Origin of the sequence: Sandarakinorhabdus sp. (assembly GCF_051860625.1) — a bacterium.
Lineage (GTDB): Bacteria > Pseudomonadota > Alphaproteobacteria > Sphingomonadales > Sphingomonadaceae > Sandarakinorhabdus.
This window is the reverse complement of record NZ_JBHYDQ010000007.1, coordinates 13,616-39,936: the sequence shown is the minus strand read 5'-3', so window position 1 is coordinate 39,936 and position 26,321 is coordinate 13,616. Positions and strand designations below refer to the sequence as shown.

Here is a 26,321-nt window from a genome sequence, read left to right as displayed (position 1 = left end):
CAAATGGGCGCCACTGCGTTACAAGGCAATATGTCGCAGCATCAAAAATGTCCGCTCAGGGCTAGGCAGGGACATAATATTTCACTAGAGCCCACCTACATCAGAATTTACTGTCCGCATGGCGTTGCTGATCAGCCATGTCTTGCGGCCGGCAGAAGGCAGACCGACCATGTATGATCCCGCCGCCCCGCTTCGCCCGCCCGTTCCGGCGCCGCAGTTCAACCCGGTGCGCAACCGCGCTGACTGGGATGCGATGCGCGCTGCCGTGATGGCTGATCCAGGCGCATTCCATGGTGATATTGCAGCGCGCAATCTGCACTGGCTGGTGGATGTCGATGGCCGGCCAGCGTGGCTGAGCCGCAGCGAAGATGGCCACTGGGTCGGCTGGGATGCCGACACGGCGGCGCCTGTGTCAGCCGACCTGGGGCAGGATTTTGCACCCTGGGACCGCGCCTTCAATGCCGATCATGCGCCGAATTTCCGCTGGTTCGAAGGCGGCCGCACCAATGCGGCGTTCAACGAACTGGATCGGCACGTGCTGGCCGGCCATGGCGCCGAAGCCGCCTTGATCTTCGAAGGGGACCGTTGGGATCTGGCTGCCGACAATGGCCGCGGCGCGCCGGTTGATACCCACCGCGTGTCACGCCGCGAACTGCTGCTGGAAGCGGCCAAGTGCGCCGTCGCCTTGCAGCGCCTTGGCCTGAAGGCCGGCGATCGCATCGCGCTGAACATGCCCAACATCCCCGAACAATTGTTCTGGACGGAAGCAGCCAAGCGGATCGGCGTCATCTACACGCCGGTGTTCGGCGGCTTTTCCGACAAGACGCTGTCTGATCGTATTCACGACGCCGGTGCGCGCATCGTCATCACTGCCGATGGTGGCTATCGCAACGCCCAGGTGGTGCCGTTCAAGACGGCCTACACCGATCCGGCGCTCGACAATTATGTGCCGGTTGCGGTCGCCTTGCGCTTGTTGACCGAACGACTGGCCGGTGAAGATCTGGATCTGCCAGCCGAAACCCAGGCCGCGATGGCTGGCATCGTGACCACGGCTTTGAGCGGCGAAGTCACGGTCGAGCGCGGCGACGTGATGCGGGGCCTCGGCCGGGCGCTTGCCGAACTGGGCAAGGAAGGCCTGGTGGACGCCGCACAATCGGCGCGCATCCGCATCGCCATCGCCGAAGCCCTGGTGTCGACACCGCCGCGCGTCGAAGCGGTGATCGTTGCCACCCATGTGCAGGTGCCCGACATCGTCTGGCGCGAACGCGACGTGTGGGGCCATGATCTTACCGATGCAGCACTGGCCGACATTCTGGCTGCGGCTGGATTGGCCGACGAGGCGGCGCTGCATGCGCTTGATGATCAGGCCTTTGTGCGCGCGATCTGGGCAGCCTCCAAACCGCTGCCGGTCGATGCCGAATTCCCGCTGTTTTTCATCTACACGTCGGGCTCGACCGGCAAGCCGAAGGGCGTCGTCCACGTTCACGGCGGCTATGCCAGCGGCATCATGGAGACCATGAAGGTCGCGTTCGATGCGCGGCCCGGTGACGTGATGTTCGTGGTGGCCGATCCGGGCTGGATCACCGGCCAGAGCTACATGATCGCTGCCGCCTTGCTGTCGCGGGTGACGACTCTGCTGGCCGAAGGCTCACCGGTGTTCCCGCATGCCGGGCGCTTCGCCGCCATGATCGAGCAGCATGGCGTGACCATCTTCAAGGCCGGCGTCACTTTCCTGAAGGCGGTGATGACCGACCCGCAGAATCTGAAGGATATCGAAGCTTACGACCTGTCCAAGCTGCGCGTGGCCACCTTCTGCGCCGAGCCTTGCTCGCCGCCGGTGCAGGCCTTCGGCATGGAGCATCTGACGCCGCAATATATCAACAGCTATTGGGCGACCGAGCATGGCGGCATCGCCTGGACGCATTTCTATGGCAATGGCGATTTCGCGCTGGCCGCCGACGCCCGCACCTTCCCGCTGCCGTGGATCGTCGGCGATGTCTGGGTGGAGGACGAAGCCGGCGACAAGAATGCCCGCGTGCTGCTGACCCGCGAAGGCAGCGCCGATGGCAATGGGGGCGTCAACTGGCGCAAGGCCGGCAAGCAGGAGAAGGGCGAGATCATCATCGCCGCGCCCTATCCCTATCTGGCGCGCACCGTGTGGGGCGACCCTGACAATTTCCGCGTGGAAGACGGCTGCGTGGTCGGCGGCTGGGCCGGTGACGCTGGCCGCTGGCGCGATGGCTATTGGGGCCGCTGGCAGGGCGTATGGGCCTATACCCAGGGCGATTTCGCCGTGCAGGGCGATGATGACGGCTTCTCGCTGCATGGCCGCAGCGATGACGTGATCAACGTCTCCGGCCACCGCATGGGCACCGAGGAAATCGAAGGCGCCATCCTGCGTGACAAGGCGCTCAATCCCGAAAGCCCGGTCGGCAATGTGCTGGTGGTTGGCGCGCCGCACCGAGAGAAGGGCCTCACCCCGCTGGCGTTCATCACGCCCGCACCGGGCCAGATCATCACCCGCGACGACGAACGCCGCCTTGCCGATCTGGTGCGCAGCGAAAAGGGTGCCGTGGCGGTGCCCGGTGATTTCATCACGGTCAGCCAGTTCCCGGAAACCCGCAGCGGCAAATATATGCGCCGCATGGTGCGGGCACTGGTGGAGGGGACGCCGATCGGTGACGTCACCACGTTGAAAAACCCGGAAAGCCTCGACGAACTGAAGCGGGTGATCGGCGCCTGGGAACGCAAGCAACGGCTGTCGGCCGATCAGGACATCTTCGATCGCTATCGCTATTTCCGCATCCAGTACAACACGGTCGCGCCGGGGCAGAAGGTGGCGACGGTGTTCATCACCAACCCGCCGGTCAATGCGCTCAACGAACGCGCCATCGATGAACTGGTGATCGTGGTGGAGCATCTGTCCCGCCGCGACGATGTGGCCGCCGTGGTGTTCACGGGCGATGGCACCGCCAGCTTCGTGGCCGGTGCCGATATCCGCCAGTTCCTCGATGAAATCCACACCGTAGAAGAAGCCCGCGTGCTGCCGGCCAACGCGCAATTGGCGTTCGGCAAGATCGAGCAGATGGGCAAACCCTGCGTTGCAGCGATCCAGGGCGTGGCGCTGGGCGGCGGCATGGAATTCGCGCTGGCCTGCCATTATCGCGTGGCGGAGGCGCATGCGCGCTTTGGCCAGCCGGAAATCCGCCTGCGCCTGCTGCCCGGCTATGGCGGCACGCAGCGCCTGCCGCGCCTGCTCACCGATCGCCGCGGCCATGAAGGCTTGCTCGATGCGCTTGATCTGATCCTGGGCGGCCGCAGCGTTGATGCCGATGCCGCGCTGACCATGGGCGCCGTCGATGCTGTTGCCGATGGTGCCACCGACGCGCTCAGCCTGGCGCATGCCGCGGTGCGTGAGTTCGTGCGGCTGGGCGACACCAGCCATCTCGGCCGCGCCTGGGCCGAACGGCGCAAGGCGGCCAAGTCCGTCTGGCAGCAGCCCGGCCATGTCGATCTGGACGAGGCGCTGAACGACGATTTCGTGCAGCGCATCCTGCGCCAGCTCGATTGGGCCGGTCGCGGCAAGGCCGGTGAGCGCGCCATTGCCGCCATCCGCACCGGTTGGGAACAGGGCATGGCCGCTGGCCTGGCCCGTGAAGCCGAGGAATTCGCGCTAGCCGTGGTCGATCCGCAAGGCGGCAAGACCGGCATCCGCCTGTTCATGGACAAGAAGGCGCCGCCGCTGCCGGTGCGTCGCAATGGCGTGCATATCGCCGCCGAATTCGCAGCGCGCGCCGAGCATCTGGAAACCGCCGGCGATCTGTTGCCGATGGGGGCGCCCTTCTTCCCCGGTGTCACGCCGATCCCCGGCCATCAATATGGTTTCGGCATCGCCCGCGATCCCGACACCGGGGCGCCGCAGTTCGGCCCGCCGGCCACCCATGAAAAGCCGCTGATCGTGCCGGTGCCGCAGCCGGAGCCGAACGAGGCGCTGGTTTATCTGCTCACCTCCGAAGTCAACTTCAACGATATCTGGGCCTTGACCGGCATCCCGGTGTCGCCGTTCGACAATCACGAGGAAGATGTACAAATCACCGGCTCCGGCGGTCTCGCGCTGGTCGCGGCCCTGGGCAGCGAAGTGCGCGGGCAGGGCCGGGTGAAGGTCGGCGATCTGGTGGCGGTCTATTCCGGCACCTCCGATCTGCTGTCGCCGGCGGCAGGCCGTGATCCGATGTATGCGGATTTCTCGATCCAGGGCTATGAAACCAAATCGGGCAGCCACGCCCAGTTCCTCACCGTGCAGGCGCCGCAGCTGCATCCCGTGCCCGGCGATCTCACGCTGGAACAGGCCGGTTCCTATATCCTGAACCTCGGCACCATCTGGCGCTGCCTGTTCACCACGCTGGAAATCGTCGGCGGCAAGACCATCTTCATCGAAGGCTCCGCCACCGGCACCGGTCTCGATGCGCTGAAATCCGCCAAGGCCAGCGGTTTGATGGTGACCGGCCTGGTCTCCAGCCCGGCCCGCGCCGAGTTCGTGAAATCGAAGGGCGCGGTGGGCGCGCTCGATCGCACCGATGCGCGCTTCAAGTCGCTGTTCACCTCCGTGCCCGATGGCACCAAGGCCGATTGGGCGGCGTGGGAAGCGGCCGGCGACGTGCTGGTGGCGGAATACAAGGCGATGAACGGCGGCAAGTTGGCAGATTACGCCGTCAGCCATGCCGGCGAAACCGCCTTCCCGCGCTCGTTCCAGTTGCTGGACGATGGCGGCGTGCTCGCCTTCTATGGCGCGTCGTCGGGCTATCACCTCAGCTTCATGGGCAAGCGCGGCGGTTCCGATCCCGTTTCCATGCTGTCCCGTGCCGGTGCGCGCGGCGGGGAGGCAGTGCTGATCTTCTACGGCCCTGGCACCCGTGTGCTGGCCGATGAAACCGGCCTGGAAATGATCGAAGCCACCCGCGCGCTCGGCTGCCGCATCGTGGTCGTCACCAACACCGACGGCCAGCGCGAGTTCATCCTGTCACTGGGCTTTGAAGATGCCGTCGCTGGTGTCGTCAGCCTCGAAGGCATCAAGCGGCGTGAAGGCGGCAATTTCGATTGGCCGGACTCCATGCCGCGCCTGCCGGTGGCCCGCGACGATATCGAAACCTTCCGTGAAGCCGTGCGCCTGTTCCAGGATCGCACCCTCAAGCCGTTCGGCAACGCGGTGGGCAAGCTGCTCAGGTCGCCGGACAATCCGCGCGGCAACCCGGATATCGTGCTGGAACGCGCCGCGCAGGATACGCTTGGCGTCACCACGGCGATGGTCAAGCCGTTCACCGGCCGCGTTGTCTATTGCGAAGACATGGCCGGGCAGCGTTACAATTTCTACGCGCCGCAAGTGTGGACGCGTCAGCGCCGCATCGTGATGCCGATGGCCGAAATCCGCGGCACCCATTTGTGCAACGCCTATGAAGTCACCCGCATGAACGACATGATCGCCGCCAGCATCCTGGATGTGACCGAGCCGACCGTGGTGCCGTGGGAGGGTCTGCCCGAAGCGCACCAATCGATGTGGGACAATCGCCACACCGGCGCGACCTATATCGTCAATCACGCGCTGCCGGCGATGGGCCTGCGCGGCAAGGATGAACTCTACGAAGCCTGGGCCTCCTTGAGCGCCGGCAACAACGGGGAACAGGGGGAATGAACGCCATGACCAAGACCGAAGGCGGCGACAGCGTCCCGACCCCGCAGGAATCCCGGACCGGCCGTTTGGCCGGCAAGGTGGCGCTGATCACCGGCGCTGCCGGCAATCTGGGCGGCAGCATCGTGCGCCGCTATCTGGCCGAAGGCGCCATCGTGGTGATGTCGGGCCGCGATACGGCGCGCACCACCGCCGCGATGGAACTGGCGCTGGCCGACACCGGCGCGCCGGCCGCACAAGCCAGCATCGTGACCATGGACGGTGCGGATATCGAATCCGTCCGCGCCGGCATCGCCGAAGTGGTCGCCAAGCATGGCCGTATCGATGTGCTGGTCAACAATGCCGGGTCTGCCGGGCCCAAGCAGTTGCTCGGCGATCTGCCGCTGCTGCGCGAGGAACTGGACGGCACGCCCGACAGCGAAACCGTGGGTGATGCCGCCCGCAACATCATGGTGGTCGCCTGGAATCTGGTGCGCGCCGCCACGCCAGCGATGGGGGAGGGTGGCAGCGTCATCAACGTCTCCACCATCTTCAGCCGCACCGATTATTTCGGCCGCGCCGCCTATACGGTGCCCAAGGCCGCGCTCAACATCCTGTCCAAGGGGCTGGCGCGCGAACTGGGTGCGCATGGCATAAGGGTGAACCAGCTTTACCCCGGCCCGATCGCATCCGAACGCATCCGCACCGTGTTTGCGGCGATGGACAAGCTGAAGGGCGACGAATCCGGCAGCACCGCCAATCATTTCTTTGATCTGATGGCGCTGGAACGCAGCGTTGACGGCGAACCACGCGCCAAGACCTTCCCTACACCCGCCGATATCGCCAACGCCTGCGTGTTCCTGGGCAGCGATGAATCAGCGGCCTTTGCTGCCCATGATTTCGAAGTGACGCACGGGATGGCCGTGCCGCTGGAATCGCGCAGTGAATTCCTGCACCGGCCGGACATGCGATCGGTGGATGGCGACGGCCATGGCATCTTGATCAGCGCCGGCAACCAGTTGGATGATGCGCTGGCAATGGCGGATCTGTTCGCCGCGCAGGGCGCGCGCGTGCTGGTCGGCTTCCATTTCCAGGCGGCGCTGGATGACGCAGCCGAGCGTCTGCCGGCGGGTGTTACCGCCGTGCGCTTCCCGCGCCACGATCATGCTGCGATGGACGCGGCCCTGGCCGAGTTCACCGCCAGCAGCGGCGCCATCGGCGGCGTGGTCGTGCTGCCCACACGCGGGCCGGGCTATTTCACCGGGCCGTTGGCGCAGGCCAGCGATGCCGCCGTCGAACGCTTTGTCGATGATGAACTGGAAGGCGCCATTGCGGTGGCGCGCACGCTGGATCGTTACTGGCAGCAGCCGCATGATCTGGCTGGCGATCCGCGCGTGTTGTTCATCGGCAATGGCGATGATGGTGCCGGCAACCAGTGGAGCGACGTCGGCCGCGCCGCCATCGAGGAACTGCTGCGCGTGTGGCGCGATGAAGCCCGGGTTGCCCACGCCCAGGGCAAGTCCCCGCGCCGGGTGTGGGGCAACCAGATTGTCCGCCACGCCAACAGCGAGAGCGAGAATCTGTCCTTCGCCGCCGGCCATGCCGCGCGCCTGCTGCTCGGCGATCGCAAGGTCGATCCGATCAACCTCTATATCCCCTCCACGATTGCCAAGGCCACCGGCGCCCGCCGCGCTCTGGTCGGTACCGCCGAAAACATCACCGGGCTGCATCTGGGCAAGGTGGCGCTGATCACCGGCGGTTCGGCCGGCATCGGCGGCGCGCTGGCGCGGCTGCTGGCCCTGGCTGGCGCCAAGGTGATGATGGTGGCCCGCCGCGCATCCGAACTGGATGCGGCGCGGGAGCGTATCGTCGGCGAACTGCAGGATATCGGCTTTGCCGGGGTCGAGCGCCGGGTGCGCACGCTGGCCAATATCGATGTGGCCGACATGAAATCGCTGCAGCATGCCGTTGATGAAACCGTGCGCGCCTTTGGTCGCATCGATTATCTCATCAACAATGCCGGCGTGTCGGGCGCGGAGGAAATGGCGGTGGATATGGGCATCGATGCCTTCCGCCACACCCAGTTTGCCAATCTCATCTCCAACTATGCGCTGATGCACATGGTGGTGCCGATGATGCGCGCGCAGGGTTCGGGCTATATCCTGAATGTTTCCAGCTATTTCGGCGGGGAGAAATTCCTGGCGGTTTCCTACCCCAACCGCACTGATTATGCCGTGTCCAAGGCCGGGCAGCGCGCGATGGTGGAATCCATGGCCCGCCACCTCGGCCCGCAGATCCAGATCAATGCCATCGCGCCCGGCCCCGTTGATGGCGATCGCCTCGCTGGCCTGGGCGGCAAGCCCGGCCTGTTTGAACGGCGCGGCCGGCTGATCCTGGAGAACAAGCGGCTGAATGCCGTGCATGCCGCGGTGATCAAATCGGTGCGCGCCGGCGGTTCGGTGGCGCAGATATTGGCCCGCCTGGCCCGCAACGATTCGGTGCAATTGAGCCACGACAAGTCCAATCCGCAGCCGCTGCGTGATCTGGCGCTGGCCTGTGCGCGCGAAGGCGATGAAAGCTGCTGCTGGGATCGCTTCATCCTCACCCCGCCGCTGGCCGCCAAGCTGCTCAAGCGACTGCGGCTGGGCGGCTGGCTGATCGGCACCGATTGGCAGAGCCGCGATGATGCGGACTGGCTGCTGCGCGTGCCGCCGGATGACATGCCGTGGCTGCCGGTGGCGCAGATCGGCCGCGAAGCCGCCAAGGTGCGCGGCGGCGTGCTCAGCCAACTGCACCTGGGCAAGATGCCGACCGAAACCGAAGTGGCACAGGCGACCGTGTTCTTCCTCGCCGATCGCGCCGTGTCGGGCGAAACCTTCATGCCGTCGGGCGGTCTCAACGTCGAACGTTCCCACACGGAGCGGGAATTGTTCGGCAGCCCCAAGGCCGAACGGTTGGTGCAGATGGGCGGCAAGACCGTGTGGCTGGTCGGCGAACATCTCGCCGATTATCTTGGTGCCGCCGCGCAGGGCTTCCTCGATTGCGATGTTGCCCGTGTTGTCCTGATTGCCGCCACGTCGGCGGGCGCCGATGCGATCCGCAGCCACATCGGCCAGGGGAGTGACCGCGTCGAGACGCTGGTGATCGACGGCGATATCGAAGCTGCCATGGATCAGGCGCTGGCGACCTGGGGCCACCCCACCACCATCGTGTCGACACCGTTGAAGGCGCTTCCGGATCAATTGTTCGACGCCGACCGGCCGCTGGATGGCGATGGCTTTGCCGACGTGGTCGATACCAACCTGACCCATCATTTCCGCATCGCCCGCAAGGTGTCGCTGTTCGATGAATGCCAGCTGGTGCTGGTGTCGCCGGACGTGCCGATGGGGGAAGGGGCCAAGGGCGCCTTTGCCCTGGCCAATTTCGTCAAGACGACGCTGCACGCGTTCACCGCCACGATTGCGGTGGAAAACGAACGCCTGGTGCACGAAGTGGCGGTGAATCAGATCAACCTGACCCGCCGGGTGCGGTCGGAAGAGCCGAAGAACGCCGCCGAGCATGACGAGGAAGTGCGCCGCTTTGCGCGGGCCGTGCTGCTGGCCGGTGCGCCGCTGCCGGATGCGGAGGACAGCCGTTATCGCAGCCGCATCTATCGCGGGATGTCGTTGACGGTGTGATGACGTCGGTGCGGGCGGCGGCGGTCAGTTGGCCAGCCGCCGCTCCACATCGGCCCACAGGCTGCCAATGGCGCGGGCGGCCGGATTGCTGGGCCCCGCCAGCAAGGGCTGGCGGCTGGCGGCCATCGCCTCGATGGCGCTGGCATAGGGGATCACCGGCCAGCTGGGCTGCAGCGCAATGGCGGCCTTGTGCAACGACTTGCGGCGATCGGCCAGGCTGAACACCGGCATCAACGGCGGCGGGCTTCTCATTTCATCGGCGAGATGCGACTGCAGTTGCGCCAGCGCGCGGGCCGACAGCGGCGAGGGCACCACCGGCACCAGAATCAGATCGGCGGCACGAAACATCTGGTCAGCCAATTCGGTAAGGCCCGGCGGGCAATCGAGGATCACCCGGTCATAGTGGTCTTCCAGCGGTTTCAGCGCCTTTTTCAGCCACTTCTCGCTGTCCTGGCCGGCAAGATCGCCCTCCAGCCGGCGCAGCGAGCGATCGGCTGGCAGCACATCAAGATTGTCAAACCCGGTGGGCTGAATCAGATCGGTGAGATCGCCGCCACCCAGCCGCTTGCGGGCTTTGGCGCCATCGCGAGGTTCCACGCGCAGCAGCCAGGTCGCGGCGCCTTGCGGATCGAGATCGACCAGCAAGGTCCGCCGTCCGGACTGGGTGGCCGCCGCATGGGCAAGATTGACCGCCAATGCCGTCTTGCCGACGCCGCCTTTGGCGCTGAACAATGCGAGGATGCGCGTCGGCATGCGCCGTTCAGGCAGCGAGCGCGGCAGCGAGCCGGTCACGAATGGCGATCAAGGCTTGCCTGTCGGTGGTCAGGGGCGCCGCTGGCACTGGGGCTGACATTGGGGCTGACGCTGTCTTGCTGGCCAACGCCATTTGCGCGCCGCGGATGGTCATGCCCTGATCGTGCAGCAGCCCCTTGATCTGACGCAACAACGCCATATCGGCGGGGCGATAGTAACGCCGCCCGCCAGCCCGCTTCATCGGTTGCAACTGGGCAAAGCGGGTTTCCCAAAAACGCAGCACATGCGCCGGGATGCCAATATCCGCAGCGGCTTCTGAAATTGTCCGAAATGCGCTGTCCGATTTGTCGGCCACTGTTCCCGCCATCAACCGCGATTGATGGCTTCGCGCAGCAACTGGCTGGGCCGGAAGGTCAACACGGTGCGCGGTTCAATCGGTACTTCCACGCCGGTCTTGGGGTTGCGCCCCACGCGCAAGCCCTTGTCGCGCAACACGAAGCTTCCGAAGCTGGAGATTTTCACATTGTTGCCCGCCACCAGTTCCTCGCTGATGCGATCCAGCACCTGTTCGACCAGATCGGCCGATTCTGTGCGCGACAATCCGATTTCGCGGTGGACGGCGTCGGCCAGATCGGCACGTGTCACGCTTCCTGCGGCAGGTGTGCTTGTCATCAATCCCCCTTTGCCGCACGGGTGCGGCGTTGCCAACCTTGCCGCATGGGTGCGGCTGTACAAACGCCCAAACAATAACCTGTTTAATGAACAAGCTTACGCGGGTTTTTCCGATTCGCCACCTGATATTGTGGTGTGATGTCAATGGCCCCGCCGATGGTTGTGAATTACCAGCGGACTGCGGCGGCACCCCAGGTGAAGCCGCCGCCCATCGCTTCGAGCAGCAGCAGGTCGCCGGGCTGGACACGCCCGTCGCGCACCGCCGTGTCCAGCGCCAGCGGCACCGACGCGGCCGACGTGTTGGCGTGCTGGTCAACCGTCACCACCACGCGGTCGGGCGACAGATCAAGCTTGCGCGCCGTGGCCTCCAGGATGCGCAAATTGGCCTGGTGCGGCACCACCCAGGTGACATCGGCGGCGGTGAGGCCAGCCACAGCCAGCACTTCGCCCATCACGCTGGCCAGATTGACGACGGCGTGGCGAAATACTTCCCGCCCCTTCATGCGCAGATGGCCGGTGGTGCCGGTCGATCCCGGGCCGCCATCGACATAGAGCAGATCATTGTAGCGCCCATCGCTGTGCAGGCGGCTGGCCAGCACGCCGCGATCGGCATTGGTGCCGGATTGCACCTGCATTTCCAGCACGATGGCCCCGGCGCCATCGCCGAACAGCACCGCCGTGGTGCGATCATCCCAGTCCAGCAGCCGCGAAAAGGTTTCGGCGCCAATCACCAAGGCCCGACGATATGCGCCGCCCACCAGCAACGCATCGGCCACGGTGAGCGCATAGAGAAAGCCCGAACAGACCGCACCAACATCGAAGGCGACGCCATGCTTCATGCCCAATTTGTGCTGGATCACGGTGGCAACGGCTGGAAATGTCTGATCCGGTGTGGCGGTGGCCACGATGATCAGATCAATGTCATCGGCGGTCAATCCGGCCGCATCCAGCGCTCGCCGCGCGGCTTCAACGCCAAGATCGGAGGTGAATTCGCCTTCGGCAGCAATGTGGCGGCGGCGGATGCCGGTGCGCTCCACGATCCACGCATCGGACGTGTCCAGCCTGGCGGCCAGATCGTCATTGCTCAGGATGGTTTGCGGCAGATAGCTGCCGGTGCCGATGATGACGGACCGCCGCGTGGTCATGCTGCGTCAGGCTCCGGTTGAGGATCGCGCGTCATGGAGACGCCGGCCAGATCGGCACTGATCCGGCGACCGACATCATCCAACACCAGATCGTGCGCAACGCCAATGGCATTGGCCAGCCCGCGGGCGTTGGCGCCGCCATGGCTTTTCACCACCAGGCCGTTCAGGCCCAGAAACACTGCGCCATTGTGGGCGTTGGGATCCAGATGCGCGCGCAGCGATTGCAGGGCGCCGCGGGCGATGAAATAGCCGAGCCGGCCCCAGATCGAGGACCGGAAGGCATTGCCGAGCAGCCCGGTCACCAACCGACTGGTGCCCTCGGCCGTCTTCAGCGCGATGTTGCCGGAAAAGCCATCGGTCACCACCACATCGATGTCGCCGGTGCCGATCTTGTCGCCTTCCACAAACCCGATGAACTGCATCGGCAGGCTCGCGGCGCGCAGGATGGCCGCGGCCTTGCGAATCTCGTCGGTGCCCTTCAATTCCTCTTCGCCGATATTGAGCAAGCCGACGCGCGGCCGCTCCAGCCCCAGCACGGTGCGGGCAAACGCCGCACCCATCACGGCAAATTGTACCAGATTGGTGGCGTCACATTCGGTGTTGGCGCCCAGATCGAGCATCACCGATTCGGATTTCATGGTGGGCAGCAAGGCCGCCAGCGCCGGGCGATCGATGCCCGGCATCGTGCGCAGGCCAAACAGCGCCATGGCCATCAGCGCGCCGGTATTGCCGGCCGATACGGCGGCATGCGCATCGCCGCGTTTCACGGCATCAATCGCCATGCCCATCGATGTGGTGCGGGCGCGGCGCAGCGCATGGGCCGGCTTGTCGGCCATCAGCACGACATCATCGCTGTGGACGATCCGCGCGCGCGAAGCGAGGCGCGGCCAACGCACCAGTTCGGCCGCGATGACCGGTTCGCGGCCGTGCAACAAGAATGTCAGCCTGGGGTAGCGTTCGGCAGCAATATCAGCGGCCGCAACGGCTTCTGCCGCGCCGGCGTCGCCCGACATCACGTCCAATGCGACAACCGGGCTGTTGTTTGGCGAGCCTGTCATGAGGTCCGGACCGGCCGCAAACGCCTTGGTCGGGCCCGGCGTCAGGCTTCGACAGCGACGACTTCGCGGCCGTTATAAAAACCGCACGCGCCGCACAGATTGTGCGGCAGCTTCAGCTCACCACAATTCGGGCATTCCTGGAACTGCGTCGCGGTCAGCGCGTGATGGCTGCGGCGCATGTTGCGGCGTGAAGGTGAAGTCTTGCGCTTGGGAACGGCCATGAGGCACCTGTATCCATCATTGAAACGGTCAATTTCCGCCCGCCGATGCATATTTGCCCATGTTTGCAGCGGCCATTAACGATGGCCCGGACAAGCATGCTCGGGAAGGCGAACGAAGCAGCGCGGTATAGGCGAAATTCTGGTGGTTGCAAGCAGGGATTGGCAATTTGGCCCACTTGCAGCGCTGCGTTGCGACGCGGAAAATATGCACTCGCACGTCTCTGGCGCAATCGGCTAACAGTATCGCCGTGCTTACCGCGCTTGCCATCCACAATGTCGTGCTGATCGAGGCGTTGGCCATCGAGGTGGCACCGGGCCTCGTCGTGCTGACCGGGGAAACCGGCGCTGGCAAGTCCATCCTGCTCGATGCGCTCGGGCTGGTGCTGGGCAATCGCGCTGACGCCGGGTTGGTGCGCAGCGGCGCCGATGTCGCGCGGGTGGTGGCGGAATTCGATTTGCCGGCGGCCCATCCGGTGCGGGCGGTGTTGAGCGACAATGGCCTGGACAGTGATGGTCCGCTGATCCTGCGCCGGCAGGTTAAGGCCGATGGCGGCAGCCGCGCGTTCGTGAACGACCAGCCGGTATCGGCTGCGTTGCTGAAGGAACTCGGCGGCCTGCTGGTGGAAATCCATGGCCAGCATGACGAACGCGGCCTGCTGAGCGCCCGCGGGCATCGCGCCTTGCTCGATCTGTTCGGGGGGCTGGCGCCGCATTGCGGCGAGGTTCGCACCGCTTGGGACGCCTGGCGCGAAGCGCAGCTTGCGGCCAGCGCCGCCCGCGAACGCCTGGCGGCCGACCAGCGTGACCGCGAATGGCTGGATCACGCCGTTGCCGAACTGGTGGCGCTGGCGGCGCAGCCGGGGGAGGAGGCGGAACTGGCGCTCGCCCGCGCCGAAATGCAGAAGGGCGCGCGCGTGGCTGATGATCTGGCCACCGTTTCCGATCAACTGGCCAGCGGCAGCGCTGCGTTGGCGCAGGCGGCGCGGCGGCTGGACCGCATTGCCGGCGAGCATGAACTGCTCGGCGCTGCGCTGGCGTCGCTGGACCGGGCGTTGGTCGAGGCAGGCGAGGCCGAAACGCAGCTCGTAGCGGCCACGCGCGCCCTCGACGCCGATCCGGCGCGGCTGGAGCAGGTGGAAACCCGCCTGTTCGAACTGCGCGCCCTGGCCCGCAAGCACAAGGTGGAGGCCGATGCCCTGCCGGCGCTGGCTGAAACGCTACAGGCCCGCGCGGCGGCGCTGGTGGCGGGCGAGGATGCGCTGGTCGGCCTGGATGCCATGGTGGTGAAGGCAAAGGCCGCCTTTGCCACGTCGGCCACGGCCCTGAGCATAGCGCGCCAGGCCGCGGCCAAGCGGCTGGATGCGGCGGTCGCAGCCGAGCTGAAACCGTTGAAACTGGATGCAGCGCGGTTCCGCACCCGCATCGCGCCGCTGGAGGCCGCCGAGTGGGGGCCGGAGGGGCAGGAACGCGTGGAATTCGAGATTTCCACCAACCCCGGCGCGGATTTCGCACCGCTGATCAAGATTGCCAGCGGCGGCGAACTGTCCCGCTTCATCCTGGCATTGAAAGTGGCGCTGGCTAGCGCTGGCAGCGCCGGCACGATGATCTTTGACGAGATTGACCGCGGTGTCGGCGGCGCCGTCGCGTCGGCCATCGGAGAACGGCTGGCGCGGCTGTCGCGCGAAGCGCAGGTGCTGGTTGTCACCCACAGTCCACAGGTCGCCGCACGCGGCCAGAGCCAGTGGCGGATCGAAAAGGCCAGCGATGGCCAGAGCACGCGCACGAAATTGACCTGCCTCGATGCTGGCGCCCGCCTGGAAGAAATTGCCCGCATGTTGTCGGGCGCCGACGTTACCCCCGAAGCCCGCGCACAGGCCGGGCGCTTGCTGGAAGGAGCCTGACGCGATGCTGATGACCGATCGCCGTGCGATGCTTGCGGGCCTCGCCGCTGCGGCCGCCAGCCCGGCGCTGGCGCAACGCAGCGCAGCCAAGGCAGCGCCGCTGCGCCAGGAGGCGGTGCAATCGCTGATCGACAGCTATGTGGCGCAAAAGCGGGTGCCCGGTGCCGTGGTGGCCTTGATGGAGCCCGGCGCGCATCGGCCGCGCTTCCTGACCGCCGGCACGACTGCGTTCGAGGGTGGCAAGGCCATCAATCCCGACACCTTGTTCCGCGTCTATTCGATGTCGAAGCCGATCACGGCCTGGGCAGTGATGCAGCGGGTGGCGATGGGTGAACTCTCGCTGGATCAACCGCTTGCCGAAGTGATGCCCGAATTCCAATCGATGCAGGTCGCCGTCGATCCCGCCAAGGGCCTGGACGCGCGCGCCGCAGCCCGGCCGATCACCGTGCGCCACCTGCTGACGCATACGGCCGGCTTTTCCTATGCGATCAGCGGCAACGGCCCCATCGAGCGCGAATACAAGCGGCTTGGCATCCAGCCCGGCAGCGTGACCGGCTTTCTGCAGCCAGGTGATGGCCCGCTGCCCGATCTGCAGGCCATGGCCGGGTTCCTGGCCGGTGTGCCGTTGGCGCTCGATCCCGGCACAGCCTGGAAATATTCGGTCAGCCTGGATGTGGCCGGCGCCATGCTGGAGCGCCTGACGGGTCAAAGCTTTGATCGCGTGCTGGAAACGCAGTTGTTCGGCCCGCTCGGCATGGGCTCCACCGGTTTCTGGGCCCGCGACGCGTCGCGGCTCGCCGCCAATTATCTGTGGATCGATCAGAAAACCGGCAAGCCCACCGACACGCCGACGCCGGTCATGCCGGTGGAAAAAGATGGCTTCACCACCCGGCCGCGCCTGTTGTCGGGCGGCGGCGGGCTGGTCAGTTCGGCACGCGATTATGCGCGTTTTGCCCAGATGGTGCTGAACGGCGGCGAATTCTCCGGCCGCCGCATCGTGCCGGCCGGTACCGCGGAACTGGCGCTGTCCAATCTGATGCCGCCGGGCGTTTATTTTCAGGAGCGCGACGGCTTTGGCGCTGGCGGGCGGCTGACCCTGTTCGATACGCGTGAGCGCGGCCCCGCCGGGCCAAGCGGCCGCCCGGCAATGAGCTATGGCTGGGGCGGTGCGGCGGGCACATTGTTCGTTGTCGATCGTGTGCGCCAGTTCGCGATGGTGGCGATGCTGCAGTTCATGCCGACGGGGCGCTTCCCGTTCGAACCGGACATGACCACCGCCCTGGCCCGCGACGCCGATGGCCGCTGATCCGCCGGCAATATCCCGCGCGCGCACCGTGGCGCGGATCGTGCTGGCCGCCGCCTATCTTGCGGTCGGGATCATCCATTTGCGCAGCCCGGGAGGCTTCCTGCCGATTGTGCCCGATTGGGTGCCGTATCCGCGCGAGGTTGTGCTGGCGACCGGCGTGGCGGAAATCGCCGGCGCCGTCGGCCTGATGACCCCGCGGCTGCGCCGGGCGGCGGCCTGGGGATTGGCCGCCTATGCGGTGTGCGTGTATCCGGCCAATATCAAGCATGCCATGGAAGGCATTGCCGTTTCCGGGCAAGTTCTGGGGTGGGGCTATCACGGGCCGCGGTTGCTGGCGCAACCGGTGATCGTGTGGTGGGCGCTGTGGGCCGGCGGCGTCACCGATTGGCCATTTCGCCGACGCAGCTGACCGATCCGGCCTGTCCTACACGGGCTCAACCTGTCACCATGCCCCTTTCATCGTCCTCCCGGCAAACAATGTCAGGGTTTTTAGATTTATGCAGCCTTTTCAAGCCACAAGGCTGCCGAATTCGTCAAAACCGTGAAAACCGCTCGAACAGTTCAGGCTCTTTCTCAATCAGGCAAATCAGCGCGGCGCCAGCCCTTGCGCGATCAGCATGTGCGCGGCTTCGGCAATGGATTCAACCGGTTCGTCATCTGACCACACACCGAACCGCAGACCCAGAAACACATTCATGCCCATGATCGCCCAGGCGCGCACCATATGGTCGCCGTCGGCGACCTCGCCGCGCCCAAAGGCTTGGGTCAGGCTGTTGGCATAGCCTTCGGCCGTCTCGACATAGTGGCGGCGATAGGCGTCCTCGGCAACGAAGGCGCTTTCATCGATGATGCGATACAGCGCCTTGTGGGTGCGCACAAACTGCAAAAATGCAGCAATGCCAGCACGTTCGCCGGCCAGGCGATCAGGCGCCGCCAGGATGTGCGGCACGACATGTTCCCGCACCTGGCGGCTCATGTCGCCAACCAGCGCGCGGAACACGGCCTCCTTGCTGTCGAAATAGGTATAGAAACTGCCGATGGCGACGCCGGCGCGCTGGGCGATGCGGGCAATGCTGCCGTCATGATAGCCGCGCTCGCCGAATTCTTCAGCCGCTGCATCCAGGATCGAGCGTAGCGTGCGCTGACCGCGGGCCGTGCGTGGAATCTTGCCAGCGGCTTTGCTTGCTGGGTGTGGCGAAATGGTCACAGCGGGCTCCCAATCCTTGCGTGTGGCACGTGTCCAGCCAGTTCCGACACAGTGCGTAGTTGAATGCTGGTTCAGGTTTCAGTATTGCATCGGCAAAGCACAAACAAGCCCGGCCGCGCCTGCCGTTTGCAGCGTTGCCCGGCCATCTGTGGGGAGACTATCAAATGATCGCGCACGCCCGTAGCCGCCAGATCCTGTTGGCCAGTGTCAGCCTGATGGCCGCCATGCCGGTTGCGGCACAACAGGCCACCACCGCAGCCATTTCGGCCGAAGCTGCCAATGATGCTGTGGAAGCGGCTGAAATCGTTGTGTCGGCACGCCGCCGTGACGAGCGCCTGATCGATGTGCCGGTGGCCGTGACCGCGTTCAGCCCGCTCGAGTTGCAGAAGCTCCAGGCGGTTGACCTGTCCGGCCTGCAGGGCGCCGCGCCGAATCTCAACATCGTGCAGGGTCGCGGCTCAGCATCGAGCGCCAACGTCTTCATCCGCGGCATCGGCCAACCCGATGCGCTGCAAACCTTTGATCCGGCCGTGGGCATCTATGTCGATGGCGTTTATTTCAGCCGTATTCAGGGTGCATTGCTCGGCCTGTACGACGTGGAACGCATCGAAGTGCTGCGTGGCCCTCAAGGCACACTCTATGGCAAGAACACCACAGGCGGCGCGATTTCGATCGTGTCGCGCAAGCCGGATTTCAACCGCACCAAGGTGGAAGCGTCCGCGCTGTACGGCAGTTTCAACCAGTTGCTGCTGAACGGTTATGCGTCGGCGCCGCTGGTGGCGGATCGCGTCGCGCTGTCGCTGGCAGCGCAATATGACAAGCGCGATGGCCTGGTCACCGATCCGCGCACCGGTCGCGAATATAATGACCGTGATTCGCTGACCGTGCGCGGCATCCTGCGCGCCAAGCCGGTCGAGAGCCTGGAGATTCTGGTTTCCGGCGACTATAATCGGCAGCGCAACGCCCTGACGCTGGGCTACCCGACGGCACCGCTGCTGCAGACCGATTTCGTCACCGGTCCGCGCACGCTGGTGCCGGCTCAACCACTTGGTCCCTACAGCTTTCAGGCTTCCACCAGTTTCCGCGGCGATGAAGGTCAACGCCTGGACCATTGGGGTGTAAGCGTCACAGCCAATTGGCAATTGTCCGATGCGGTGACGCTGTCGAGCATCACGGCCTGGCGCAAGCTGGATCCGGATTTCTTCATCGATATCGATGCCAGCCAGGCCGAACTGGGTGACGTGTTCGTGGGCGTCAACCAGCGTCAGTTCAGCCAGGAAGTGCAGTTGAAATGGAACAGCGACCGCTTCTCCGGCGTGTTCGGCCTGTTTTACCTGAACGAGAATATCATGTCGCATCAGGAAGCCTATGCCGATGATCTGTTTACGCTTTTCGGTGGGCCCATCACCTTTACCCGCCTGATCGACGATGCCCAGAACACCAAGAGCTATGCCGCGTTCGGCCAGGCGACCTACAAGTTCACCGATCGGCTGAGCATCACCGGCGGCCTGCGCTACACCCACGAGGAGCGCACCTATGATCGCTTTACCACGACCCTGTCGTCATTTGCGGCGCTGAACGGCATCAATTTCCGATTCCCCGGCAATCTGGCGCCGCCGCTGAACCTTGATAACAGTGCCGAATTCGATGCCTGGACGCCCAGCTTGACGGTGTCGTTCAAGCCGTCGGACGATACCACGCTTTATGCTTCGGCCTCGCGCGGGTTCAAATCTGGCGGCTTCAACGGCCGCGCCAACTCGGTGGCTGACTTGACGCTGGTCGTTGGCGGCGTGCCGACGGTGGTGACGCGTTTCAACCCGGAAACGGTGTGGACCTATGAAACCGGCGCTAAGGGCAGCTTCCTCGATGGCCGGGTCTATCTGTCGGGCAACGTGTTTTACAGCGATTTCAGGGATTTCCAGGCCCGCGTTGGCGGCGGTGCGGTTGGCGTGTTCCCGGTGGTCAACGCCGGCCGACTGGGCATCTGGGGTGTCGAACTGGAGGCGGTGGTGAAGCCGACGCGCTTCTGGAACGTCAGGGCCAGCCTGGGCTATCTTGATGCAAAATATAATGAATTCAACGATGGCCGCCGCGCGCCGGCGTTCAGTTGCAACCCGACCGGCAACCAGGTCACCTGTGAGCCAGCGTTCGCGCCGCCGATCAGCTTCACCCTCGCCACCGACTATCGCATTCCGATGGGCGACACCGGCACCCTGACCTTTGGCGGCGATGCCCGCTTCATCGACAAGCATTTCCTGTCGGTGGACAACCGCCCCAACCTGACCGAGCCGGGCTATCTGTTGGCCAATGCCTTCATCCGCTTCGATGCCGGCAATGGCCGCTGGTATCTGCAAGGTGGTGTGAAGAATATCACCGACACGCTCTATCGCACGGACGGGCAGGAGTTTTCAGCAGTCGGCAATATCCAGACGGTGTATTTTGGTGACCCGCGCACGTTCAATGCGATGGTGGGTTTCCGGTTCTGATCGCAGCCGGGCGAGCGCGCGTACCGTGCGCCGACTCTGGCAAGATCGGCCAGCGGGCGAAAAGGGCGACCCCCACAGGTCGCCCTTCTTGACTCGTCTGACGGCGTTGCTCGTTTCAGCCGCCTCTTTCAGTCGCGTTTCGCCGCTGATACACGGGTGACATGATGCCGCCCGAAACCCTGACACAAGCGCAAGCCGCTGCCGAACTGGCACGTCTGGCCGAGGTGATTGCTCAGCATAACAGCGCCTATTATCAGGAGGATGCGCCGAAAATTTCGGATGCGGACTATGATGCTTTGGTGCAGCGCAATACCGCCATCGAGGCCGCGTTTCCACAGTTGGTGCGGGGCGACTCCCCCAGCGTAAAGGTCGGCGCCAGGGCGGCGCCCGGTTTCGCCAAGATTGTCCATTCAAAACCCATGCTGAGCCTGGACAATGTGTTCAGCGATGACGAGGCGCGGGCCTTCGTCGCCCGCGTCCGGCGCTTTCTGGACTTGCCTGAGGACGCCGACGTGCGGCTGCGGGCCGAGGCCAAGATTGATGGCCTGTCCTGCGCTCTGCGCTATGAGAATGGCCGGCTGGCGCACGGCGCCACCCGCGGTGATGGCGCGGTCGGCGAGGCGGTGACCGACAATCTGCGCGCCGTCTCCGGGCTGGTGCACCTCCTGCCCGAACCCGCGCCGGCGGTGGCCGAAATCCGCGGCGAGGTCTACATGACCAAGGCCGGCTTTGCTGGGCTGAATGCCCGGCAGCAAGAGGCCGGCGCCAAGATCTTCGCCAATCCGCGCAATGCCGCTGCCGGCTCATTGCGCCAGCTTGATCCGGCCATCAGTGCCAGCCGACCCCTGGCCTTCATCGTGCATGGTTGGGGCGAGATGAGCGCGCTGCCCGGCCCCACGCAGAGCGCGGTGATGACAGCGATTGCCGGATGGGGCTTCGACACCGGCAGCCTGGCGCTGGCCGATGCCAGCATCGATGATTGCCTGGCCTTCACCGCGGATCTGGAGCGCGCCCGCGCCGATCTGCCGTTCGATATCGATGGCGTGGTCTACAAGGTGGAGCGGCTGGATTGGCAGGAACGGCTGGGCCAGGTGGCGCGGGCGCCGCGCTGGGCGGTGGCGCACAAATTCCCCGCCGAGCAGGCCGAGACGCTGCTGGAGGCGATCGACATTCAGGTCGGCCGCACCGGTGCGCTGACCCCGGTGGCGCGGCTGGCGCCGGTTACGGTGGGCGGCGTCGTCGTCACCAACGCCACGCTGCACAATGAGGACGAGATTGCCCGGCTGGATGTGCGGGTTGGCGATCGGGTTCGGGTGCAGCGCGCCGGCGATGTCATCCCGCAGGTGCTCGGCGTGGTACCGTCGGATGGCCCGCGCGGGGCCCCGTTCGTGGTGCCCGATCATTGCCCCGTGTGCGGATCGACGGCGGTGCGGGAGGAGGATGGCGCGGTGCGGCGCTGCACCGGCGGGCTGACCTGCCCGGCGCAGCGCCATGAGCGGCTGCGGCACTTCGTCAGCCGCAATGCGCTCGACATCGAAGGGCTGGGCACCGAGCGGTTGGAGCTGTTTGCCGCGCAAGGCCTGATCGTGCAGCCGGGCGATATCTTCCGGCTGCGCGAGCGACGCGCGGCGCTGCTGGCGCTGCCGGGATTCAAGGAAAAGTCTGTCGACAAGTTGCTGGCGTCCATCGACGAGCGCCGCAACGCCAGCCTCGATCGTTTCCTGTTCGCCCTGGGCATTCGGCATGTCGGCGAGACGACGGCGCGCGATCTGGCGCGGGCGTTTGGCAGTGCGCAGGCGGTGGCGGATGCGGCACAGGCCGACAATGCCACGAATTTGTTCAGCGCAGTCAAGGGGATCGGCAATGTGGTTGCCGCCGCGCTGATCGATTTCTTTGGCGAGCCGCACAATCGCGACACGCTGGCTGACCTGCTGGGGCAGGTGGCACCGACCCCGCTGCCGCCGGTGCTGCAGACCGGCCTGACCGGCAAGACCATCGTGTTCACCGGTGCGCTGGAAAAGTTCACCCGCGATGAAGCCCAGGCACAGGCCGAAGCGCTGGGTGCCAAAGTGTCGGGCAGCGTGTCGGCGAAGACGAACATCCTGGTGGCGGGGCCGGGGGCGGGATCGAAGCTGGCCAAGGCACAGACGCTGGGGGTGACGGTGCTGGATGAAGATGGCTGGCTTGCCTTGATGGATGAGATGGCTACGGCCGGGTGACACGCAAGTTGCATGCAGAAAATGCATGGCTGCGCTGTCGTTTGCTGCACTGCACAAGGAAACTGAGTCTGACTAAATACACGCTCACCAGCCGGGAATGGTCCCGGCCGCCAACAGGAGCGTACCCCGATGAAGGTCATCCCGACTGAATTTGAACCGCAGGTGCGCGTTGTTTCGACTGGCGAAGCCCAGTCCATCGACCGCCCCCTGCCGACTGCACGTCTGCGTCGCCGCCGTGTGATGCTGAACGGCTTCACCACCACAGCCCCGCTGTTCCACGCACTCTGAAAGATGCGTGACGGCGCAAGCCCTTCCTATTGTTGAGCTTTTCGGGTCAACACCAGGCAGGGCCATTCGCTGTCCAAGTCCATCGCACCGGCCGGAATCAACCCGTGCCGGCGATAGGCGTTGGCGACGGCCCGCTGTTGGCTGTCGAGCAAACCGGCCATGACCAATACCCCGCGCGGTGCGATGACGGCGGACAGATCCCGCGCCAAGGCGATGAGCGGCGCCGCCAATATGTTGGCGAGTACCAGATCATAAGGCGCCCGGCCGCGCAGAATTGGCGCGTGTACACCCGCTGCAACCGCCAGAGCAATGCGCCCAGCGCATGCACCTGCGAAAAATTGGTTCGTCGCCAGATTCTCGGCCGCAACCTCGATGGCGATCGGATCATTGTCGCTGGCAACCACCCGCGCAGCGCGGTTGGCGCGGGCCGCGGCCATCGCCAGCACGCCAGTGCCGGTGCCGATATCGGCGATATTGCGGAACCGCCGTATTTTGCCCAAATCTACCAATGCCTTCAGACAGCCGTGGGTGGTGGCGTGCTGGCCGGTGCCGAACGCCAGCCCGGCCTCGATCTGCAACGGCCAGTCGCCCGGCCGGATGGCGTCGCGGTGATCGGCGGTGTGCACCAGGAAGCGACCGGCGCGCACGGGCTCCAGCCCGCGCTGCGACATTGTGGTCCAATCGGCGTCGGCCAGTTCGGCCACCGCAAGATCGCGTGCAGATGGGAAAAATCCGGTGATCAGTGCCACCGCGTCGGCATCGGGTTCCTCGTTGAAATAGGCGGTCAACAGCCAGTCGTCAGGTTGTGACGGATCTGGCTCCTCCACATTCAGCGTCGGCGCGTCGTCCAGCAGATCGGCAAGATCGGGCAGGTGCGGCAGCGCTTCTGCATCGGCGCGGTTGCAGCGCAGCGACAGGGTCCAGCTCATGCCGGCTGCACGGCGCCATCGGCCCAGATATGGCTGCAACGCATGGTTGCAGCGTCTTCGCCGGCCAGCGCTGCGACCGTGACCCAGCCGTCGCGGCGCAGTTGCGCGCCGGCGGCAGCTTTGGTGCCGGCCGGCAATAGCACGCGGCGCGGGCTGTCCTGGCCCAGGCCGAGATCGACCAGCCCATCGACATAGAGCGAGAAGCCTACGGCGGCTTCGGCGCGGCCATCCGGATGCTGCACATGATAGGCGCCGCCGCGGCCGACTTCGGCCATCAGCCCGGCACCGAACAAGGAGAAACCGAGCCAGGTCTGATATTCGAACCCGTGACGCTCGGTGGGATCGAGGGTGACAGTGACGCCGGTCAAACCGTTGGCAAGGCTGGCAATGGCATCGAGGCGGTTGAGCACCGGATCAGGCAAATCGAGCTGCTTCAACGCTGCAATGGCGGCCGGTACCGGGCCAGCGGCGGCGATCAGCGGCACAAAGGCATCGGCACCGGCGGCCCGCAGGGTGCCGATATCCTTGCCGTCGAGCCAGGCTTGCACCTGCGCCAGCGACGCCTCCCCAAGTGGCCAGCCGGCAGCGGCGAGATCGGCCACGAGTGATGGCATGGTGAGATCGACCGACAGACCAGACAGCCCGGTGGCGGCCAGCGCTTCGATTGCCACGGCCAAAATTTCAGCGACGGCGGTGCTGGCATTGCTGCCGATCAGTTCGGCGCCAGCCTGGGTGCGTTCGCGTTCGGGGCTGAGTTGATCGCCGCGCACCCGCAGCACCGGCCCGGCGTACATCAGCCGCAACGGGCGGGCAGCCTGCGCGAGGCGAGTGACGGCGATGCGGCCGACCTGGCCGGTGATGTCGGAGCGCAGGGCCAACGTGTGTTGCGATACTGGATCGGTGAAGCGTAGCCGCTCGCGGCTGCTGCCGCTGGCCAGGCTGGCTTCATATTCGGCCAATGGCGGCGCGACGCGTTCATAGCCGTGGCTTGCGCAGACATCGGTGAGGGTGCGCAGCAGGCTGGCGAGGGCTTGCGCCTGCGGTGGCAGGCGATCGCGCAAGCCTTCGGGGAGGAGGCCGAATGTGGACATGGGCGGGGGTTAGCCGGTTGGGGTGGGAGCGGCAAGGGCTCACCCTTCTGCGCCCCTCCCGCTTGCGGGAAGGGCGCAGAAGGGTAGGGGGTCACACAAACGCCAGCCCGCTCGCCACCTTGACGCCGGGCAGCGCCCGGATGGTGGTGAGCAGATCAGCAGAGATCGGGCTGTCGACGCTGAGCAGCAGTACGGCTTCGCTGTCGGTATCGCGGCGGCCGAGGTGGAAGGTGCCGATGTTGACGCCGGCACTGCCGAGCGTGGTACCAAGCCGGCCGATGAAGCCGGGTTTGTCTTCGTTGCAGATGTACAGCATCGGGCCGGCAAGATCGGCCTCCACGGTGATACCGAAAATTTCGGTCAGGCGCGGTTTGGTGTTGCCGAACAGGGTGCCGGCCACACTGCGCGGGCCGGCGGCGGTCTGCACTGTCACGCGCAGCAGCGTGTGGTAATCGGTTTCGCGTTCGTGGCGCACTTCGGCGATGTCGATTTCGCGTTCGCGGGCCAGGAACGGCGCGTTGACCATGTTGACCGTGTCGCTGTGGGTGCGCATCAGGCCGGCGAGCACCGCAGCAGTGATCGGCTTGATGTTGAGCTGCGCGGCAGCGCCTTCCACTTCGACACGCACGGACTTGATGCCGTCGTTGTCGAGCTGCCCGACCAGGCTTCCGAGCCGTTCGGCCAGCGTCATATAGGGCTTCAGGCGCGGGGCTTCCTCGGCGCTGAGCGAGGGCATGTTGAGCGCGTTGGTGACGCCGCCAGTGAGCAGGAAATCGCTCAATTGCTCGGCGACCTGGATGGCGACATTGACCTGCGCTTCATCGGTGCTGGCGCCAAGGTGCGGCGTGCAGACGAAGTTGGGCGTGCCGAACAACGGGCTGGCCTTGGCCGGTTCCTCGGCGAACACGTCCAGCGCTGCGCCGGCGACATGGCCTGAGTCGAGCAATTCCTTCAGCGCAATTTCGTCGATCAGGCCGCCGCGGGCGCAGTTGACGATGCGGATGCCGGGCTTGGTCTTCAGCAGATTGTCGCGGCTGAGGATGTTGCGCGTGCTGTCGGTGAGCGGGGTGTGCAGGCTGATGAAATCGGCCTGTGCCAGCAGCTCGTCGAGGGTGACCTTGGTGACGCCCATATGCTCGGCGCGTTCCGGGGTGAGGAAGGGGTCGAAGGCGATGACCTTCATCTTCAGGCCGAGCGCGCGATCGGCGACGATGCTGCCGATGTTGCCGGCGCCGATCAGGCCCAGCGTTTTCGCGGTGACTTCCACGCCCATGAAGCGGTTCTTCTCCCACTTGCCGGCCTGGGTGGAGGCGTCGGCCTCCGGCAATTGCCGGGCCAGTGCGAAGATCAGCGCGATGGCATGTTCGGCGGTGGTGATGCTGTTGCCGAACGGCGTGTTCATCACGACAACGCCGCGCGCCGAGGCGGCGGGGATATCGACATTGTCCACACCGATGCCGGCGCGGCCGACGACCTTCAGATTGGTAGCCGCAGCGAGCACCTCCTTGGTCACCTTGGTGGAGGAGCGGATAGCGAGGCCATCATATTGGCCGATGATCTTGATCAGCTCGTCCTTGGACAGGCCAGTGATTTCATCGACTTCGAGGCCGCGGGCGCGGAAGATTTCGGCAGCCTTGGGGGACATCTGATCGGAAATGAGGACTTTTGGCATGGGGAGTCTCCAGTTCCCCTCCCGCTTGCGG

Annotated in this window: 18 protein-coding genes; 8 read left to right on the top strand and 10 right to left on the bottom strand. The window is 65.4% G+C overall.

The features are described 5' to 3' along the window. Window positions 1-118 precede the first annotated feature (118 nt). Window positions 119-5,689 carry an AMP-binding protein gene (locus ACTIEZ_RS08095; RefSeq protein WP_439546161.1) on the top strand — a complete coding sequence of 1,857 codons (5,571 nt, stop codon included), beginning with the start codon at window positions 119-121 and terminating at the stop codon, window positions 5,687-5,689. Window positions 5,690-5,694: 5 nt separating this feature from the next. Next, on the top strand, window positions 5,695-9,342 hold the full coding sequence (locus tag ACTIEZ_RS08090) for an SDR family NAD(P)-dependent oxidoreductase (RefSeq protein ID WP_439546160.1): 3,648 nt from the start codon (window positions 5,695-5,697) through the stop codon (window positions 9,340-9,342). Between the two features lie 24 nt (window positions 9,343-9,366). Here ACTIEZ_RS08090 and ACTIEZ_RS08085 read toward each other — a convergent pair whose 3' ends face one another. From ACTIEZ_RS08085 to rpmF, 6 genes are all read right to left on the bottom strand, one after another. Continuing rightward, the gene (locus tag ACTIEZ_RS08085; RefSeq protein WP_439546159.1) at window positions 9,367-10,095 is read right to left on the bottom strand and encodes a ParA family protein; all 729 of its coding nucleotides are present in this window, start codon (window positions 10,093-10,095) and stop codon (window positions 9,367-9,369) included. A gap of 7 nt (window positions 10,096-10,102) precedes the next feature. Then, a complete protein-coding gene (locus ACTIEZ_RS08080) occupies window positions 10,103-10,462 on the bottom strand; it encodes a MerR family transcriptional regulator (RefSeq protein ID WP_439546158.1) in 360 nt (119 codons plus the stop codon). Beyond that, window positions 10,462-10,767 (bottom strand): integration host factor subunit alpha, encoded by a 306-nt coding sequence (locus ACTIEZ_RS08075; RefSeq protein ID WP_439546157.1) that lies wholly within the window; start codon window positions 10,765-10,767, stop codon window positions 10,462-10,464. Before ACTIEZ_RS08075 ends, ACTIEZ_RS08080 begins: the two co-directional genes overlap by 1 nt. A gap of 167 nt (window positions 10,768-10,934) precedes the next feature. Then, a complete protein-coding gene (locus ACTIEZ_RS08070; RefSeq protein WP_439546156.1) occupies window positions 10,935-11,912 on the bottom strand; it encodes a beta-ketoacyl-ACP synthase III in 978 nt (325 codons plus the stop codon). Then, complete coding sequence (gene plsX, locus ACTIEZ_RS08065; RefSeq protein WP_439546155.1) at window positions 11,909-12,970, bottom strand: phosphate acyltransferase PlsX; 1,062 nt, start codon at window positions 12,968-12,970, stop codon at window positions 11,909-11,911. The genes ACTIEZ_RS08070 and plsX overlap by 4 nt, the downstream gene beginning before the upstream one ends. A gap of 41 nt (window positions 12,971-13,011) precedes the next feature. Next, window positions 13,012-13,191 (bottom strand): 50S ribosomal protein L32, encoded by a 180-nt coding sequence (rpmF, locus tag ACTIEZ_RS08060; RefSeq protein WP_022680619.1) that lies wholly within the window; start codon window positions 13,189-13,191, stop codon window positions 13,012-13,014. Window positions 13,192-13,439: 248 nt separating this feature from the next. Between rpmF and recN the strand changes: the two genes are divergently transcribed. Genes recN through ACTIEZ_RS08045 form a run of 3 tightly spaced genes read left to right on the top strand, consistent with a single transcriptional unit; the run spans window position 13,440 to window position 16,807 of the window. Further along, window positions 13,440-15,092, top strand: a complete 1,653-nt coding sequence (gene recN / locus ACTIEZ_RS08055; protein ID WP_439546154.1) for a DNA repair protein RecN — start codon at window positions 13,440-13,442, stop codon at window positions 15,090-15,092. Between the two features lie 4 nt (window positions 15,093-15,096). Then, complete coding sequence (locus tag ACTIEZ_RS08050; RefSeq protein ID WP_439546153.1) at window positions 15,097-16,398, top strand: serine hydrolase domain-containing protein; 1,302 nt, start codon at window positions 15,097-15,099, stop codon at window positions 16,396-16,398. Further along, on the top strand, window positions 16,388-16,807 hold the full coding sequence (locus ACTIEZ_RS08045) for a DoxX family protein (RefSeq protein WP_439546152.1): 420 nt from the start codon (window positions 16,388-16,390) through the stop codon (window positions 16,805-16,807). Before ACTIEZ_RS08050 ends, ACTIEZ_RS08045 begins: the two co-directional genes overlap by 11 nt. Window positions 16,808-16,984: 177 nt before the next feature. Here ACTIEZ_RS08045 and ACTIEZ_RS08040 read toward each other — a convergent pair whose 3' ends face one another. Next, on the bottom strand, window positions 16,985-17,605 hold the full coding sequence (locus tag ACTIEZ_RS08040) for a TetR/AcrR family transcriptional regulator (RefSeq protein WP_439546151.1): 621 nt from the start codon (window positions 17,603-17,605) through the stop codon (window positions 16,985-16,987). 164 nt (window positions 17,606-17,769) lie between these two features. Here ACTIEZ_RS08040 and ACTIEZ_RS08035 point away from each other — a divergent pair, with 164 nt between their 5' ends. The 3 genes from ACTIEZ_RS08035 to ACTIEZ_RS08025 all read left to right on the top strand — a co-directional run bounded on the left by ACTIEZ_RS08035 (window position 17,770) and on the right by ACTIEZ_RS08025 (window position 22,598). Beyond that, on the top strand, window positions 17,770-20,091 hold the full coding sequence (locus ACTIEZ_RS08035; RefSeq protein ID WP_439546150.1) for a TonB-dependent receptor: 2,322 nt from the start codon (window positions 17,770-17,772) through the stop codon (window positions 20,089-20,091). Between the two features lie 161 nt (window positions 20,092-20,252). Then, window positions 20,253-22,310, top strand: coding sequence for an NAD-dependent DNA ligase LigA (ligA, locus tag ACTIEZ_RS08030; protein WP_439546149.1), 2,058 nt, complete (start codon window positions 20,253-20,255; stop codon window positions 22,308-22,310). Window positions 22,311-22,439: 129 nt separating this feature from the next. Further along, entirely contained in the window at window positions 22,440-22,598 is a 159-nt protein-coding gene (locus ACTIEZ_RS08025) for a hypothetical protein (protein ID WP_439546148.1), read from the top strand. A 26-nt stretch (window positions 22,599-22,624) separates the two neighbouring features. Here the strand turns inward: ACTIEZ_RS08025 and ACTIEZ_RS08020 are convergent, their stop codons facing one another. The 3 genes from ACTIEZ_RS08020 to serA form a co-directional block, all read right to left on the bottom strand. After that, entirely contained in the window at window positions 22,625-23,527 is a 903-nt protein-coding gene (locus ACTIEZ_RS08020) for a 50S ribosomal protein L11 methyltransferase (RefSeq protein WP_439546147.1), read from the bottom strand. Next, window positions 23,524-24,618 carry an ATP phosphoribosyltransferase regulatory subunit gene (locus ACTIEZ_RS08015; protein ID WP_439546146.1) on the bottom strand — a complete coding sequence of 365 codons (1,095 nt, stop codon included), beginning with the start codon at window positions 24,616-24,618 and terminating at the stop codon, window positions 23,524-23,526. Before ACTIEZ_RS08015 ends, ACTIEZ_RS08020 begins: the two co-directional genes overlap by 4 nt. 91 nt (window positions 24,619-24,709) lie before the next feature. Continuing rightward, complete coding sequence (serA, locus tag ACTIEZ_RS08010; protein WP_439546145.1) at window positions 24,710-26,290, bottom strand: phosphoglycerate dehydrogenase; 1,581 nt, start codon at window positions 26,288-26,290, stop codon at window positions 24,710-24,712. Between the last annotated feature and the right edge of the window lie 31 nt (window positions 26,291-26,321).